The 16,307-nt window shown below is 68.9% G+C and carries 14 protein-coding genes; 13 read left to right on the top strand and 1 reads right to left on the bottom strand.

Annotated elements, in window-relative coordinates:
- Positions 1–9 precede the first annotated feature (9 nt).
- From ACFY36_RS26990 to nuoN, 13 genes are read left to right on the top strand one after another with little or no spacing between them, the layout of a single operon-like run.
- A complete protein-coding gene (locus tag ACFY36_RS26990; protein ID WP_499748704.1) occupies positions 10–678 on the top strand; it encodes a NuoB/complex I 20 kDa subunit family protein in 669 nt (222 codons plus the stop codon).
- Positions 675–1,379 (top strand): NADH-quinone oxidoreductase subunit C, encoded by a 705-nt coding sequence (locus tag ACFY36_RS26985; protein ID WP_499748703.1) that lies wholly within the window; start codon positions 675–677, stop codon positions 1,377–1,379. Before ACFY36_RS26990 ends, ACFY36_RS26985 begins: the two co-directional genes overlap by 4 nt.
- A complete protein-coding gene (locus ACFY36_RS26980) occupies positions 1,376–2,701 on the top strand; it encodes an NADH-quinone oxidoreductase subunit D (RefSeq protein WP_499748702.1) in 1,326 nt (441 codons plus the stop codon). The genes ACFY36_RS26985 and ACFY36_RS26980 overlap by 4 nt, the downstream gene beginning before the upstream one ends.
- On the top strand, positions 2,701–3,741 hold the full coding sequence (gene nuoE, locus ACFY36_RS26975) for an NADH-quinone oxidoreductase subunit NuoE (RefSeq protein ID WP_499748701.1): 1,041 nt from the start codon (positions 2,701–2,703) through the stop codon (positions 3,739–3,741). The genes ACFY36_RS26980 and nuoE overlap by 1 nt, the downstream gene beginning before the upstream one ends.
- Entirely contained in the window at positions 3,738–5,054 is a 1,317-nt protein-coding gene (nuoF, locus tag ACFY36_RS26970) for an NADH-quinone oxidoreductase subunit NuoF (RefSeq protein WP_499748700.1), read from the top strand. The genes nuoE and nuoF overlap by 4 nt, the downstream gene beginning before the upstream one ends.
- Positions 5,054–7,570: an NADH-quinone oxidoreductase subunit G gene (locus ACFY36_RS26965; RefSeq protein WP_499748699.1), complete on the top strand. Its 2,517-nt coding sequence runs from the start codon at positions 5,054–5,056 to the stop codon at positions 7,568–7,570. The genes nuoF and ACFY36_RS26965 overlap by 1 nt, the downstream gene beginning before the upstream one ends.
- Positions 7,567–8,943, top strand: a complete 1,377-nt coding sequence (nuoH, locus tag ACFY36_RS26960; protein ID WP_499748698.1) for an NADH-quinone oxidoreductase subunit NuoH — start codon at positions 7,567–7,569, stop codon at positions 8,941–8,943. Before ACFY36_RS26965 ends, nuoH begins: the two co-directional genes overlap by 4 nt.
- A 1-nt stretch (position 8,944) precedes the next feature.
- On the top strand, positions 8,945–9,538 hold the full coding sequence (nuoI, locus tag ACFY36_RS26955) for an NADH-quinone oxidoreductase subunit NuoI (RefSeq protein WP_097327868.1): 594 nt from the start codon (positions 8,945–8,947) through the stop codon (positions 9,536–9,538).
- A complete protein-coding gene (locus ACFY36_RS26950; protein WP_499748697.1) occupies positions 9,538–10,281 on the top strand; it encodes an NADH-quinone oxidoreductase subunit J in 744 nt (247 codons plus the stop codon). Before nuoI ends, ACFY36_RS26950 begins: the two co-directional genes overlap by 1 nt.
- A complete protein-coding gene (gene nuoK / locus ACFY36_RS26945; protein WP_097327870.1) occupies positions 10,278–10,577 on the top strand; it encodes an NADH-quinone oxidoreductase subunit NuoK in 300 nt (99 codons plus the stop codon). Before ACFY36_RS26950 ends, nuoK begins: the two co-directional genes overlap by 4 nt.
- Before the next feature lie 12 nt (positions 10,578–10,589).
- Positions 10,590–12,515, top strand: coding sequence for an NADH-quinone oxidoreductase subunit L (gene nuoL / locus ACFY36_RS26940; protein WP_499748696.1), 1,926 nt, complete (start codon positions 10,590–10,592; stop codon positions 12,513–12,515).
- On the top strand, positions 12,512–14,047 hold the full coding sequence (locus ACFY36_RS26935) for an NADH-quinone oxidoreductase subunit M (protein ID WP_499748695.1): 1,536 nt from the start codon (positions 12,512–12,514) through the stop codon (positions 14,045–14,047). Before nuoL ends, ACFY36_RS26935 begins: the two co-directional genes overlap by 4 nt.
- Before the next feature lie 2 nt (positions 14,048–14,049).
- Complete coding sequence (gene nuoN, locus ACFY36_RS26930; protein WP_499748694.1) at positions 14,050–15,582, top strand: NADH-quinone oxidoreductase subunit NuoN; 1,533 nt, start codon at positions 14,050–14,052, stop codon at positions 15,580–15,582.
- A 96-nt stretch (positions 15,583–15,678) separates the two neighbouring features.
- Here the strand turns inward: nuoN and ACFY36_RS26925 are convergent, their stop codons facing one another.
- Positions 15,679–16,305, bottom strand: a complete 627-nt coding sequence (locus ACFY36_RS26925; RefSeq protein WP_499748693.1) for a hypothetical protein — start codon at positions 16,303–16,305, stop codon at positions 15,679–15,681.
- Positions 16,306–16,307 lie beyond the last annotated feature (2 nt).

The following is a 16,307-nucleotide window of genomic DNA, read 5'->3' as shown; positions in this document are numbered from 1 at the left end:
GACACAGCCATGGGAATCGAAGAGAAACTACCGGCCGGCATCCTGCTGACCTCCGTCGAGAAGTTGTCGAACTGGGCCCGCAAGTCCTCGTTCTGGGGTGCCACCTTCGGACTGGCCTGCTGCGCCATCGAGATGATGGCCGCCGGCGGTCCGCACTACGACCTCGGTCGCTGGGGCATGGAGGTCTTCCGGGCCTCGCCGCGGCAGGCCGACCTGATGATCGTGGCGGGCCGGGTGAGCCAGAAGATGGCGCCCGTCGTCCGGCAGATCTACGACCAGATGCCCGAGCCGCGCTCGGTGATCTCGATGGGCGTGTGCGCCTCGTCCGGCGGCATGTTCAACAACTACGCGATCGTGCAGGGCGTGGACCACATCGTCCCGGTCGACGTCTATCTGCCCGGCTGCCCGCCGCGGCCCGAGATGCTGATCGACGCCATCCTCAAGATGCGCGAGAAGGTCATGGCCCAGCCGCTCGGCCCCAACGGCCGCAAGATGCTCGAGCAGCGCCAGGCCGAGGGCAAGGTGCCGATCGTCGCGCCGGGCGCGATGCCGTCGTCGTACCGCGTGGACAAGGTCCGCCGGGCCGAGTGGACGCAGGCGGTCAAGGAAGGCCGCGAGGAACAGCTGCGCATCGAGAACTGGATGAAGCTCCAGCCGCATCTGCGGGAGGGCAAATGAGCATCGCACCACAGGACGGCCACGAGCCGGCCGGCGCCGACATCGACGCTCCGGCCCAGTCGCCGGCCAGCCCGCAGAAGGGCATGTTCGGCATCACCGGCACCGGTGACGTCTCCGGCTTCGGTGGCCTGGTCCGCCGGCAGCCCGAGGTGGTGGGCAGCCCGAAGCCGTACGGCGGTTACTTCGACGAGGTCACCGACGCGCTCGAGGAGGCGTACCCCGGGTTCGCCGACGCGATCGAGCGGGTCGTGGTCGACCGGGGCGAGCTGACCCTGCACATCAAGGCCGAGCGCATCGCCGAGGTCGCGCAGATCATGCGCGACGACGAGTCGCTGCGCTTCGAGCTGTGCTCGTCGGTGTCCGGGGTGGACTACCTGAGCAGCGACGCCCGCCGGCTGCACGTCGTCTACCACCTGGCGTCGATGACCTATCGGCGCCGCGTGCGGCTCGAGGTCGCCGTGCCCGACGGGGTGAGCGTTCCCAGCGTCACCAGCGTCTACCCGACCGCCGACTGGCAGGAACGGGAGACGTACGACATGTTCGGCGTGGTCTTCGCGGGTCACCCCAACCTGACGCGGGTGCTCATGCCGGACGACTGGGAGGGTCACCCCCAGCGCAAGGACTATCCGCTCGGCGGCGTGCCCGTCGAGTACAAGGGCGCCGAGATTCCGCCTCCTGACCAGCGGAGGGTCTACCAATGACACAGTCCGGATACGCAACCGAGCGCGAGACCACCGAGGGTCGCGTCTTCACCGTCACCGGCGGCGACTGGGACACCGTCACCGGCAGCGTCGATCCGCTGAGCAACGAGAAGATCGTCGTCAACATGGGTCCGCAGCACCCGTCGACGCACGGCGTTCTGCGGCTCGTGCTCGAACTCGAGGGTGAGACCGTTCAGGAGGTACGGCCGGTGGTCGGTTACCTCCACACGGGCATCGAGAAGAACCTCGAATATCGCAACTGGACGCAGGGCACCACCTTCGTCACCCGGGCCGACTATCTCGCGCCGCTGTTCAACGAGGCCGGTTACTGCCTCGCCGTCGAGAAGCTGCTCGGCATCACCGACCAGATCACCGAGCGGGCGAACACCATCCGGGTGCTCTTCATGGAGCTGAACCGGATCTCGTCGCACCTGGTCTGGCTGGCCACCACCGGCATGGAGCTGGGCGCCATCTCGATGATGCTCTACGGCTTCCGCGAGCGTGAGTACATCCTCGACATCTTCGAGGAGACCTCCGGCCTGCGGATGAACCACGCCTACTTCCGTCCGGGCGGAGTGGCGCAGGACGTGCCCGAGTCGGCGATCAAGAAGATCCGCGACTTTCTGGTCTACCTGCCCAAGAAGCTCAAGGAGTACGAGGCGATGCTCTCCGGCCAGGTGATCTGGCAGGAGCGCACCCAGGGCGTCGCCGTGCTCGACGTGACCGGTTGCCTCGCGCTCAGCATCACCGGGCCCGTGCTGCGTTCCGCGGGACTGGCTTGGGACCTGCGGAAGACGATGCCCTACTGCGGCTATGAAAATTATGAGTTCGACGTACCGACCGCGACGACCGCCGACGTCTGGGGGCGGTACCAGGTTCGTCTCGCCGAGATCCGAGAGTCTCTCAAGATCATAGAGCAGGCCCTCGACCGTCTCCGGCCGGGGCCGATCTTCATCGCCGACAAAAAGATAGCCTGGCCTGCGCAATTGGCCGTCGGGCTGGACGGCATGGGCAACTCGCTCGAGCATGTGGCCAAGATCATGGGCCAGTCGATGGAGTCCCTTATCCACCATTTCAAGCTCGTGACCGAGGGCTTCCGGGTGCCGGCGGGCCAGGTCTACGTCGCCATCGAACACCCGCGCGGAGAACTCGGCGTGCACGCCGTCTCCGACGGTGGCACCCATCCCTACCGGGTGCACATGCGCGACCCGAGCTTCGTGAACCTCCAGGCCATCCCCGCGATGGCCGAGGGTGCGCTGCTGGCCGACGTGATTGCCGGCGGTGCGTCATTGGACCCCGTGATGGGTGGGTGTGACCGGTAATGACAGCAACAAAGGTGGAATTCTCCCCCGCCGCCGCTCCACTGGCCGAGCAGCTGCTCGGCCAGGCAACTGAGATCATCGCTCGCTACCCCGCCGGTCGCGAACGGTCGGCTCTCCTGCCGCTGCTGCACCTGGTGCAGACGGTCGAGGGCCACGTCAGCCCCAACGGCGTGGCGTTCTGCGCCGAGATCCTGGGCATCAACAAGGCCCAGGTCGGCGCGGTCGCGACGTTCTACACGATGTACAAGCGACGCCCCACCGGCGAATACCTCGTGAGCGTCTGCACCAACACGCTGTGCAACACGCTCGGCGGTCAGGAGGTCTACGACCAGCTGTCCGAGCACCTAGGTGTCGGGCACGACGAGACCACCGGCGACGGCCGCATCACGCTGGAGCACGCCGAGTGCCTGGCCGCCTGCGACTACGCGCCGGTGGTGACGGTCAACTACGACTTCGCCCTCGACGAGGCCACCCCGGAGGCGGCGGTCGGCCTGGTCGAGAAGCTGCGCGGCGGCGAGTCGTACACCCCGGCCCGTGGCGCTCGGATCTGCTCCCTCAAGGAGATGCAGGTCCAGCTGGCCGGTTTCGCCGACCCCCGCGACGGCGCGGTCGGCGACGGCCGGGCCGGTGCGCCGACGCTGCGCGGCGTGAACCTGGCCCAGGAGCACGGCATCGCGGTGCCGAACTTCAACCCGGACACCCCCATCACTAAGACCAAGCCCTCCCCGCGTGAAGAGAGCAAGGGCAAGGTCGCCACGGTCGTCGACAAGGCGGCGGGCGCGGTCAAGGCCGCCGCCGCGAAGGTCGCCGGTGACAAGGCCGGCGAGCCGGTCAAGGCGGGCGACGCCAAGGACCCCGAGGTCCGTACGGCCCAGCAGCGCAACCCCGACGCGAGCACCCCCGACAAGACGGGCGACGCCAAGGCCACGCCGCCGGCGCCGAGCAACCCGGCGGAGGCGGCCGGCGCCGCCGCCAACCAGCCCGCCGGTGACGGCAAGCCCGCCGGCGACACCGCCCGCGGCAGCGAGGAGGCGAAATGACCCAGCCACGGCGTGAGCTTCTCGAAAAGCTGACCCCGGTCCTCACCAAGCGCTGGCTCTCGCCGAACGCGTGGCAGATCGGCGTCTACGAGCAGCTGGACGGATATCGGGCGGTCCGCAAGGCGCTCGACGTCCACCCCGACGACCTGATCCAGCTCATCAAGGACTCGGGCCTGCGCGGCCGCGGCGGCGCGGGCTTCCCGACCGGCCTCAAGTGGGGCTTCATCCCGCAGGGCGACGGCAAGCCGCACTACCTCGTGATCAACGCGGACGAGGGCGAGCCAGGCACCTGCAAGGACCTGCCGCTGATGACGTACGACCCGCACTCACTGATCGAGGGTGCGATCATCGCGGCGTACGCGATCCGGGCCAACCGGGCGTTCATCTACATCCGCGGCGAGGCGGTGCACGCCGCCCGGCGGCTGCGCAACGCGGTGGAAGAGGCGCGCGCGGCCGGATATCTGGGCACGAACATCCTCGGCTCCGGGTTCGACCTCGAATTGGTCGTGCACAGCGGCGCCGGGGCGTACATCTGCGGTGAAGAGACTGCCCTGCTGGACTCGCTCGAGGGTTTCCGCGGCCAGCCGCGGCTGCGGCCGCCGTTCCCGGCCATCGCCGGCCTGTACGCGAGCCCGACGGTGGTCAACAACGTCGGCACCATCGCGAGCGTGCCGTACATCGTGCTCGGCGGCGCCGACTGGTGGAAGAGCATGGGCACGGAGAAGTCGGCCGGTCCGATGATCTACTCGCTCTCGGGCCGGATCGCCAACCCGGGACAGTACGAGTGCGGCCTCGGCATCACGCTGCGCGAGCTGATCGAGCTGGCGGGCGGGATGAAGCCGGGGCACAAGCTGAAGTTCTGGACGCCCGGCGGCTCGTCGACGCCGCTGCTCACGGCCGAGCACATCGACACCGCGATGGACTTCGAGGGTGTGGCCGCGGCCGGCTCCATCCTCGGCACGACGGCCATGCAGATCTTCAGCGACCAGGACTGCCCGGTCTACTCGACCTGGCGGTGGCTGGAGTTCTACCACCACGAGTCGTGCGGCAAGTGCACCCCGTGCCGCGAGGGCAACTACTGGATGGTCCGCACCTATCGCCGGATCCTCTCCGGTGAGGGCACGTACAAGGACCTCGACACCCTGCAGGACACCGCCGACAACATCTTCGGCCGGTCGTTCTGCGGTCTGGGCGACGGCGCGGCCACTCCGGTCATGTCCACGCTGAAGTTCTTCCGCCAGGACTACCTGGACTACATCGAGGGCCGGACCGCTCCGCGGCTGTCCGCCAAGGCTCTGGTTGGAGCTCACTGATGACGGACGTAGCCAAGAAGGCCGACACTGTCACGCTCACGATCGACGGGATCGAGGTGACCGCGGAGAAGGGCGAGCTCGTCATCCGCGTCGCCGAGCGGATGGGCATCGCGATTCCCCGGTTCTGCGACCACCCGCTGCTCGCGCCGGCCGGCGCCTGCCGGCAGTGCCTGGTCGACATCGAGGGCCAGCGCAAGCCGGTCGCCTCCTGCACCCAGACGGTCGCCGAGGGCATGGTCGTCAAGACCCAGCTCACCTCGCCGGTCGCGGCCAAGGCGCAGGGCGGCGTGATGGAGCTGCTGCTGGCCAACCACCCGCTCGACTGCCCGACCTGCGACAAGGGCGGCGAGTGCCCCCTGCAGAACCAGGCGATGACCAACGGCCGGGCCGACTCCCGCTTCCACGAGCACAAGCGCGAGTACGAGAAGCCGATCCACATCTCCAGCCAGGTGCTGCTCGACCGTGAGCGGTGCATCCTCTGCCAGCGCTGCACCCGGTTCTCCGAGGAGATCGCCGGCGACAAGTTCATCGACCTGATGGACCGCTCGTCGGGCGAGCAGATCAACGTCTACCGGGACGACTTCTTCGGCGGTCGCGGCACCGGTGACGGCCAGGTCGGCGAGGGCGAGGGCGACGTCGCCTTCAACTCGTACTTCTCCGGCAACACGATCCAGATCTGCCCGGTCGGCGCGCTCACCGGTGAGCAGTACCGCTTCCGGGCCCGCCCGTTCGACCTGGTCTCCACGCCGACCGCGTGCGAGCACTGCGCGGCCGGCTGCTCCATGCGGGCCGACCACCGCCGCGGCAAGGTGCTGCGGCGGCTGGCCGGCGACGACCCGGCGGTGAACGAGGAGTGGAACTGCGACAAGGGCCGCTGGGGCTTCCGCTACACCACGGCCAACGACCGCATCACCACGCCGCTGATCCGCGACGCCAACGGTGAGCTGCGGGAGGCGTCCTGGAGCGAGGCTCTGCTCGCGGCGGCCGAGGGTCTGACGGCGGCCCGGACGGCCGGCGTCGGTGTGCTCACCGGTGGGCGGCTCACGGTGGAGGACGCGTACGCGTACGCCAAGTTCGCCCGTCTGGCCCTGGGCACCAACGACATCGACTTCCGGGCCCGCCCGCTCAGCGCCGAGGAGGCCGACTTCCTGGCCTCGTCGGTGGCCGGGCTGGCCGACGTGACCTATGAGGACGTCGAGAACGCGGGCTCCGTGGTCATCGCCGGGCTGGAGCCGGAGGAGGAGTGCCCGATCCTCTTCCTGCGCCTGCGCAAGGGCTTCAACCGCAAGCGCCTGAAGGTCACGGCCGTCGCGCCGTTCCTGACCCGGGGCTTCACCAAGCTCGGGGCGTCGCTGGTCGCCGCGGTGCCCGGCGAGGAGGCCCGCCTGCTGGCCGAGGACCCGGCGATCGCCGCCGCGCTCTCGGAGCCCGGCGCGGTGCTGATCGTCGGCGAGCGGCTGGCCACGGTGCCCGGCGGCCTGTCGGCCGCGGCGGCGCTGGCCCAGCGCACCGGCGCCCGCCTCGCGTGGGTGCCCCGCCGGGCCGGTGACCGCGGCGCGATCGACGCCGGCTGCCTGCCCAACCTGCTGCCGGGCGGACGCCCGGTGAGCGACCCGGCCGCCCGCGCCGAGCTCTCGCTCGCCTGGAAATCAGAGGCGCTGCCGAGCACGGCCGGCCGCGACACCGACGCCATCATCGCGGCAGCGGCCGAGGGAAGGCTCGGCGGCCTGCTGGTCGCCGGCGTCGACCCGGGCGACCTGGCCGACCCGCGGCTGGCCGAGCAGGCGCTCGACAACGCCGGCTTCGTGGTCAGTCTCGAGCTGCGGCACAGCGCGGTCACCCGCCGCGCCGACGTAGTGCTGCCGGTGGCCCCGGCGGCCGAGAAGTCGGGCACCTATCTCGACTGGGAGGGCCGGCTGCGGTCCTTCGGGACGGTGCTGCCGACCAGCACGGCGATGACCGACGGCCGGGTGCTGGAGGCGATCGCCGCTCTCATGGACGTCCCGTCCAACCACCCCGCCACCGCCCTGGAAACGACTAAAGGCATCTTCCTGGGAACCGGTGACGTCATGGCGATCCGGCGCGAGCTGGGCGCCATGCCGGCGAGCAGCGCGGCCCGCCCGGCGTTGCCTTCGGTCTCTGGGGATTCGCTTCCGCAGGCGAACGAAGGCGAGGCCGTTCTCGCCACCTGGCACCACCTGATCGACCTCGGCTCGATGACCGAGGGCGACGCGGTGCTGGCCGGCACGGCCCGGACGCCGCTGGCCCGCATCGGCAAGGACCTGGCCGAGGAGCTGGGTGTGGCCGACGGTGACGCGCTCACGGTCGGCACCGACCGCGGGGCGATCACCCTGCCGGTCGCGATCACCGATCTGCCGCCGCGGGTCGTGTGGCTGCCCACGAACTCGCCGGGCTCGACGCTGCGCCGCAGCCTCGGGGTCACCGCCGGCGCGGTTGTCCGGCTCTCGGCCGGCCGGCCCGGACCGATCCTCGCCTCCGCGGGAGCGAACGCATGAAGTCGACATTCCTGGCGGCCCACGCCGTCGACCCCAGCCTCCAGACGTTCGAGGACGACATCTGGTGGATCACGCTGATCAAGCTGTTCGGCGTCTTCGTCCTGCTGCTCCTGTTGACGCTCTTCACGATCAACTATGAGCGCAAGGTCGTGGCCCGGATGGCGGTCCGCCCCGGTCCCAACCAGGTCGGTCCCAAGGGCTGGCTGCAGAGCCTCACGGACGGCGTGAAGCTGCCGTTCAAGGAGGAGATCATCCCGAAGACCGCCGACAAGGTGGTCTACTTCATCGCCCCGGTGATCTCGGCGACCACGGCGTTCACCGCCTTCTCGGTCATCCCGTTCGGCGGCGTGGTCAACATGTTCGGCCAGACGACCGCGCTCCAGCTCACCGACGTGCCGGTCTCGGTCCTGGTGCTGCTCGCCTGCTCCTCGATGAGCGTCTACGGCGTCGTGCTGGCCGGGTGGGCGTCCGGCTCGACCTATCCGCTGCTGGGCGGTCTGCGCTCGAGTGCGCAGATGATCTCGTACGAGGTCGCCATGGGTCTTTCGATCGTCGCGGTCTTCATGACGGCCGGCTCCATGAGCACCTCGCAGATCGTGAAGGCGCAGGCCGAGGGCAACCCGGTCAACATCCTCGGCTGGGAGGCGACGACACCCAGTTGGTACGCCATCCTGCTGCTCCCGAGCTTCGTCATCTACTGCATCGCGGCCGTGGGCGAGACCAACCGGGCGCCGTTCGACCTGCCCGAGGCCGAGTCCGAGCTGGTCGGTGGTTTCCACACCGAGTACTCGTCGTTCAAGTTCGCGCTGTTCTTCCTGGCCGAGTACATCAACATGATCACCGTCTCGGCGTTCTGCACGACGCTGTTCCTCGGTGGCTGGCGCGCGCCGTGGCCGATCACCACGATCTGGGAAGGCGCCAACGCGGGCTACTTCGGCCTGATCTGGTTCTTCGCCAAGGTGCTGCTGCTGCTCTTCGGCTTCATCTGGCTGCGGGCCACACTGCCCCGCATGCGCTACGACCAGTTCATGCGGTTCGGCTGGAAGGTTCTCATCCCGGTCAACCTGGTGTGGATCCTCTTCCTGGCGTACGTCAAGGTCGCCAACAACGAGCTGTCGCAGCAGGCCAAGTGGATTTCGATCGTCGGCATCGTCGTGGTGGTCCTGCTGGTCGCCATGCTGTGGCCGGCCGCCCGCAAGCCAAGACAGCTCTCCCTGGAGGAACAGCTGGCCGCGCGACCACCGGGCAGTTTCCCGGTTCCACCGATCGACCTTCAGGTTCCCCCCAGCCCACGGGCCCGCCGCGCGGTGGCCGAACGTGCGCCCGCCACGGTGGGCGGCGACCCCGCTCCCTCGGAAAACAAGGAGGTGTGACGTGGGTACGTTCACCGGCTCGTTCAAGGGCTTCGGGGTGACCTTCGCGCACATGTTCCGCAAGGTCATCACGACCGACTACCCGTTCACACCGCCGACGCCGGCCCCGCGCTATCACGGCCGGCACATCCTCAACCGGCACCCGGACGGCCTGGAGAAGTGCATCGGGTGCGAGCTGTGCGCCTGGGCCTGCCCGGCCGACGCGATCTACGTCGAGGGCGCCGACAACACCGACGAGCAGCGCTTCTCGCCCGGTGAGCGGTACGCGGGGATCTACCAGATCAACTACGCGCGGTGCATCTTCTGCGGTCTGTGCATCGAGGCCTGCCCGACCCGTTCGCTCACCATGAGCAACGAGTACGAGCTGGCCCGCGACAGCCGGCAGGACCTGATCTTCACGAAGAAGGAGCTGCTGGCCCCGCTGCTGGAGGGCATGGAGCAGCCACCGCACCCGATGCGCCTGGGCGAGACCGACAAGGACTACTACGTCGGCGCTCTCACCAACCCGGGCACCTCGGTCGGCGCCGAGCGGGCCCCCTGGGCCACGAACGACGCCGAGGACGCGACGGGCGCCGCCTCCAAGGAGGCCGTGTGATGGACGCCGTATCCACCGGCGAAGCCGTCGCCTTCTGGATCCTCGGTCCGATCGCGGTCATCGGCGCGCTCGGCATGGTCATCGCCCGCAACGCCGTGCACTCGGCGCTCTGGCTCGTGCTGACCATGCTCTGCCTGGGCGTCATCTATGTGGTCAACGCGGCGCCGTTCCTGGGCATGGTGCAGATCATCGTCTACACCGGCGCGATCATGATGCTGTTCCTGTTCGTGCTCATGCTGGTCGGCCGGGACGCGTCGGACTCGCTGATCGAGACGTTGCGCGGCCAGCGGGTCGCCGCGATCATTCTCGGCGTCGGCTTCGCGATCCTGGTCGGCACCGGCCTGGCCCGGTCGCTCGGGGACACCCCCACGGTCGGCCTGACCGAGGCCAACGCCAACGGGAACGTGCAGGGCCTGGCGGCGCTGCTGTTCACCCGCTACGTGTTCGCCTTCGAGGTCACGTCGGCGCTGCTCATCACGGCGGCGGTCGGCGCCATGATCCTGGCTCACGTCGAGCGGACCAAGGCGGACGTCGTCGACCAGCTGACCCGGATGAAGCAGCGCTTCCGTCCCGGCAACTACCCCGGGCCGAAGCCGGGACCGGGTGTGTACGCCAACACCATGTCGGTCGCCGCGCCCGCCCGCCTGCCGGACGGCAACGGCGCCGAGCGGAGCATCTCCCCGATCCTGCCCCTCCGCGAGCTCACGGCGGACGAGGCGGCTCCGAAGGGAACAGAGAAGTGACTCCTGACTACTACCTCGTTCTGGCGGCCATCCTCTTCACCATCGGCGCCTCCGGGGTGCTCGTCCGCCGCAACGCGATCGTGCTGTTCATGTGCATCGAGCTGATGCTCAACGCCGCGAACCTCGCCCTGGTCACCTTCAGCCGCATCAACGGCAGCCTCGACGGCCAGATCATCGCGTTCTTCGTGATGGTCGTCGCGGCGGCCGAGGTCGTGGTGGGTCTGGCGATCATCATGTCGATCTTCCGTACGAGGCGCTCCGCGAGCGTCGACGACGCGAACCTCCTCAAGTACTAAAGGGGCCTTCACGTGGAACACGCAGTGGAGTACGCCCCCGCGTCGGGGGTGCTGAGCGGAATCTGGCTGCTCGTGGCCATTCCGCTCGCCAGCGCGGCGATCCTGCTGCTGCTGGGCAAGCGGGCTGACAAGTGGGGACACTGGCTCGGCGTCCTCGCGGTGGCCGCCTCGTTCGTGCTGGGCCTGATCTTCTTTATCAGCCTGGCCGACCTGGAAGAGGGTCAGCGCACGGCGCAACAGAGCCTCTGGGACTTCATCGCCGTCGGCAGCCTGCATGTCGACTTCGGACTGCTCTTCGACCCGCTGTCCGGTGTCTTCGTCCTGCTGATCACCGGCGTCGGCTCGCTCATTCACATCTACGCCGTCGGCTACATGGAGCACGACCCCGGCCGCCGGCGGTTCTTCGGCTACTTCAACCTGTTCGTCGCGGCGATGCTCCTGCTCGTCCTCGGCAACAACTACGTCATGCTCTACTTCGGCTGGGAGGGCGTCGGCCTGGCGTCGTACCTGCTGATCTCGTTCTGGTACACCCGGCCGTCAGCGGCCACCGCCGGCAAGAAGGCCTTCCTGATGAACCGGGTCGGCGACGCCGGCCTGGCCATCGGCATCTTCATGCTCTTCGCCTACCTCGGCACCACGAACTACGACGAGGTGTTCAACAGCGTGGGCGGGCTGAGCTCGACCGTGACGCTGGTGCTCGGCATCCTGTTGCTGCTCGGCGCGGCCGGCAAGTCCGGTCAGTTCCCGCTCCAGGCCTGGTTGCCGGACGCGATGGAGGGCCCGACCCCGGTCTCGGCCCTCATCCACGCGGCCACCATGGTCACCGCGGGTGTCTACCTGATCGCACGGTCCAACCCGATCTTCTCGGCCAACCACACGCTCCAGGTGATCGTGGTCAGCGTCGGCGCCCTGACGCTGCTGATGGGCTGCATCATCGGCGCCGCCAAGGACGACATCAAGCGGGTGCTGGCCTGGTCGACGGTGAGCCAGATCGGATACATGTTCGTCGGCGTCGGGCTCGGCGGCGGGGCGTACGCCCTGGCCATCATCCACCTGCTGGCGCACGGCTTCTTCAAGGCCAACATGTTCCTCGGGGCCGGCTCGGTCATGCACGGCATGCACGACCAGGTCGACATCCGCCGCTTCGGCGGCCTGCGGAAATATATGAAGTGGACGTGGCTGACCTTCGCCACCGGCTGGCTGGCCATCATCGGCATCCCGCCGCTGTCCGGTTACTTCTCCAAGGAGCCGATCATCGCGGCCGCCTTCGAGCGCGGTGACTGGACGTCCTGGCTGTTCGGCATGGCGGCGCTGCTCGGGGCCGGGCTGACCGCGTTCTACATGACGCGGTTGTTCGTGCTCACGTTCCACGGGCCCGAGCGGTACACCGAGGACAACAAGCATCCGCACGAGTCGCCGTACATCATGACCGTGCCTTTGATGATTCTGGCTCTCGGCTCGATCGCCGCCGGTGGGCTGATGGTCTGGACCGACGTGCCGCACTGGCTGGAGCCGGTGCTCGGACCCGAGGCCGAGCACGAGGCGGTCCTGTCGCACAGCCTGATCACGGTGCTGAGCCTGGTCGTCACGGTGCTCGGCGCGGGTCTGGCCTGGGCGTTGTTCCGCAAGGGGACCGCGCTCGAGCCGCAGCCGGCCGGTGTGGTCGTCACGGCGGCCCGCCGCAACCTCTACACCGACGCGTTCAACGAGGCGGTGTTCGAGCGGCCCGGCATCTATCTCACGCGGGCGCTGGTCTTCCTCGACAACAAGGGCATCGACGGGCTGGTCAACGGGATCGCGGCCGGTGTCGGCGGCAGCTCCGGGCGCCTCCGGCGACTGCAGACCGGGTTCGTTCGGTCGTACGCCCTCTCCATGCTCACCGGTGCCGTCCTCGTCGTCGGCGCCTTCCTCGCGATCCAGCTTGGGTGGTTGGCGTGAACGACTTTCCGTTTCTGTCCATCCTGACTCTGCTGCCGTTGGTCGGCGCGGTGGTGGTGGCCTGCATTCCGCGCGCGAAGGCCGACCTGGCCAAGATGGTCGCGCTGGGCTGGTCGCTGGTGGTGCTCGTGCTGAGCGTCGTCATGTGGATCGCCTTCCAGACCGGGGGCGACCGCTTCCAGTTCCGGGAGTCGTACGCCTGGATCCCGTCCTGGGACGCGCGGTTCACCTTCGCCGCCGACGGCATCGCGCTGGTCATGCTGATGCTGATCGCGGTGCTCTTCCCGATCGTCATCCTGGCGTCGTGGCGTGACGTCGACCAGAGCAAGCGCTCCGTGCCGACGTACTTCGCCCTGCTGCTGGCCTTCGAGTTCACGATGATCGGCGTCTTCGCGGCCGCCGACATCTTCCTGTTCTACGTGTTCTTCGAGGTCATGCTGATCCCGATGTACTTCATCATCGGCTCGTTCGGCGGACCCCGCCGGCAGTACGCCGCGGTGAAGTTCTTCCTCTACAGCCTCGTCGGCGGCCTGTTCATGCTGGCCGCGGTGATCGGGCTGTGGGTGGTCGGCGGGCACACGTTCGACTTCAACAACCTGGCCGCGGCCGCCGGCTCGATCGACCAGGACACGGCCCGCTGGCTGTTCCTCGGCTTCTTCGTGGCCTTCGCGATCAAGGCGCCGTTCTTCCCGTTCCACACGTGGCTGCCGGACGCCGGTGGCGCCGCCCCGGCCGGCGCGGCCGCGCTGCTGGTCGGCGTGATGGACAAGGTCGGCACGTTCGGCATCCTGCGCTACTGCCTGCCGCTGTTCCCGGAGGCCTCCCGCTGGTTCGCGCCGGCGGCCCTGGTCCTCGCGGTCATCGGCATCATCTACGCCGCGCTGCTGGCGGTGGGGCAGAACGATCTGAAGCGCCTGGTGTCGTACACCTCGATCGCGCACTTCGGTTTCATCGGCATCGGCATCTTCGCCTTCACCACGCAGGGTGGGACCGGCTCGGTGCTCTACATGGTCAACCACGGCCTGGCCACCGGCCTGCTGTTCATCGTGGTCGGCATGTTCGTCGCCCGCCGCGGATCGAACCTGGTCAGCGACTTCGGCGGCGCCGGCAAGATGGTCCCGGTGCTGGCCGGCGTGCTGTTCTTCGCTGGTCTGGCCTCGCTGGCCCTGCCCGGCACGGCCCCGTTCATCAGCGAGTTCCTGGTGCTGATCGGGACCTTCACGGTGCACAAGACGTACGCCGTGATCGCGACCGCCGGGATCATCCTGGCCGCCGCGTACGTGCTGTGGATGATCCAGCGGACCACCCAGGGCACGCTCAACCCGACCCTGCCCACGGTGCCGGCCATGCGCCGCGACATCACGCTGCGGGAGAAGGTCGTGGTCGCCCCGCTCATCCTGCTGATCATCCTGCTCGGCTTCTATCCCAAGCCGCTCACCGATGTGATCAACCCGGCCGTGCAGGCGACCATGCAGGACGTCGGCGTGCAGGACCCGACACCGGTCGTCGCGAATGAAAGGGTGGCGCGCTAGCCATGGGAGACCTGAAACTGCCCGCCATCGACTACGGCGCGCTCCTGCCGATGTTGATCCTGTTCGGGGTGGCCTGCGTCGGCATCGTCGTCGAGGTGGCCACGCCGCGGCGGCTGCGCAACACCGTCCAGCTCAGCCTGGCCGCGCTCGGCGTCATCGCGGCCTTCGTCGCGGTGGTCGCCCAGCACAGCACCCGCACGATCACCATCGGTGGCGCGGTCGCGGTCGACGGACCGACCCTGTTCCTCCAGGGCGCGCTGCTCGTGCTCGGCCTGGTCTCGCTGATGCTGATCGGCGACCGTTCGCTGGAGCGCGGCGGCCCGTTCGTCTCCCAGGCGGCGATCACCGTCGGCTCGCAGAAGGACGTGAAGCAGGCCGGCGACCAGCCCGGCCTCACCGAGGTCTACCCGCTGACCGTGTTCGCGCTGGGCGGCATGCTGCTGTTCGTGGCGGCCAACGACCTGCTCACGATGTTCGTCGCGCTCGAGGTCTTCTCGCTGCCGCTCTACCTGCTGTGCGCGCTTGCCCGCCGGCGGCGCCTGCTCAGCCAGGAGGCTGCCCTCAAGTACTTCCTGCTCGGGTCGTACGCCTCGGCGTTCTTCCTGTTCGGCGTGGCGCTCATCTACGGCTTCGCCGGCGGCATCAGCCTCGACCAGGTGCACCAGGCGGTGAGCAACCCCCAGCAGAGCCAGATCCTGCTGTACGGGGGTCTCGCGCTCCTCGCCATCGGCCTGCTCTTCAAGGCGGCGCTGGCGCCGTTCCACGTGTGGACGCCCGACGTCTACCAGGGCGCGCCGACCCCGATCACGGCGCTCATGGCGGCCTGTACGAAGGTCGCGGCCTTCGGCGCGCTGCTGCGGATCCTGTACGTGGCGTTCGACGGCGTCCGCTGGGACTTCCAGCCGGTGCTGGGCACGGTCGCGGTCCTGACCATGCTGACCGGCGCGGTCCTGGCGGTCACACAGACCGACATGAAGCGGCTGCTCGCCTACTCGTCGATCGCCAACGCCGGATATCTGCTGGTGGGCGTGCTGGCCCTGAACGAGGAGGGCCTCAGCAGCACGATGTTCTACCTGGTGGCGTACGGCTTCACGGTCCTCGCCGCCTTCGGCATCGTCACCCTGGTTCGCGACGCCGACGGGGAGGCGACCCACCTGTCCCGCTGGGCGGGCCTGGGCCGCAAGAGCCCGCTGTTCGCCGCGGTCTTCACCTTCATCCTGCTGGCCTTCGCGGGCATCCCGCTGACCAGCGGCTTCACCAGCAAGTTCGCGGTCTTCGGGGCGGCCATCGAGGGCGGGCAGACCTGGCTGGTCATCGTCGGCGTGCTCACGAGCATGCTGCTGGCCTTCCCGTACCTGCGGGTGGTCGTCCTGCTGTGGCTCTCCGAGCCCGGCGAGTCGACCCCGACGGTGTCCATCCCCGGCTTCCTGACGTCGGCGGCCCTGGCCATCGGCGTGATCGCGACGTTCGCCCTGGGCGTCGTGCCCGCCCCGCTGATCGACCTGACCCGGGACGCGGCCCAGTTCGTCCGATGACCGGCGGCCCGGCGCCTCGCTAGTTGAGGCGCTGGGCCGAGGTGCCTGGCGCCTCGCTGGTTCAGGAGGCGCTGGGCCGAGGTGCCTGGCGCCTCGTCAATTCAGGAGGCGCTGGGCCCAGGTGGCCCGGCCGTGCTCGTTCACCTGCACCAGGGCGACGGTCAGGTCCTCGGCCCGGGCCGGCGCCGGGGCGCTCGGAATCCGGCTCCCGAGATCGACGTCGCTGGGCAGCAGAACCGCGGCGAAAGTAGCCTCGCCCGGGTCGAGCGAATAGATCGCGACGGCGTCGGTCGAGATGTAGTCCGATCCCGGCTCGTGCACGCCCGCCGCCCCGGCCAGCCACGGGTAGCGGTCGGCGGCGTCCCACAGGGCGCCGGTCGAGCCGAGACCCAGGTCGTCGTCGGACGTGGCCTTCGGAATGAGCATCGCCGGTGGGCGATGGCTGCGGTTGTGCAGCACCATCACATAGAGAGCGCCCTCGGCCCGCTGCGGGCGCAGCCAGGACACCCGGCCGAGGAAGACCTGCTGGCCCGGGGCGAGCCGCGGGATGATGTTGGGGCTCAGAGCGGACTCGGCGGTGGCCTCGTCGACGAGCCGTAGATCGGCCCGGGCGGCCAGGTCGTCGGCCGAATAAGGGGCGCGGCCCGTCCACCAGCGAGAACCCTCGACAGCGGCCACGACCACCAGCAGGATCCCGAGAACGACCGCAGCCCACTTACGCACGC

Source organism: Actinoplanes sp. NPDC000266 (assembly GCF_042899005.1).
In the GTDB taxonomy this organism is placed as follows: Bacteria; Actinomycetota; Actinomycetes; order Mycobacteriales; family Micromonosporaceae; genus Actinoplanes.
The sequence above is the reverse complement of the archived record's forward strand: the minus strand, read 5'-3'. Positions and strand labels throughout refer to the sequence as shown.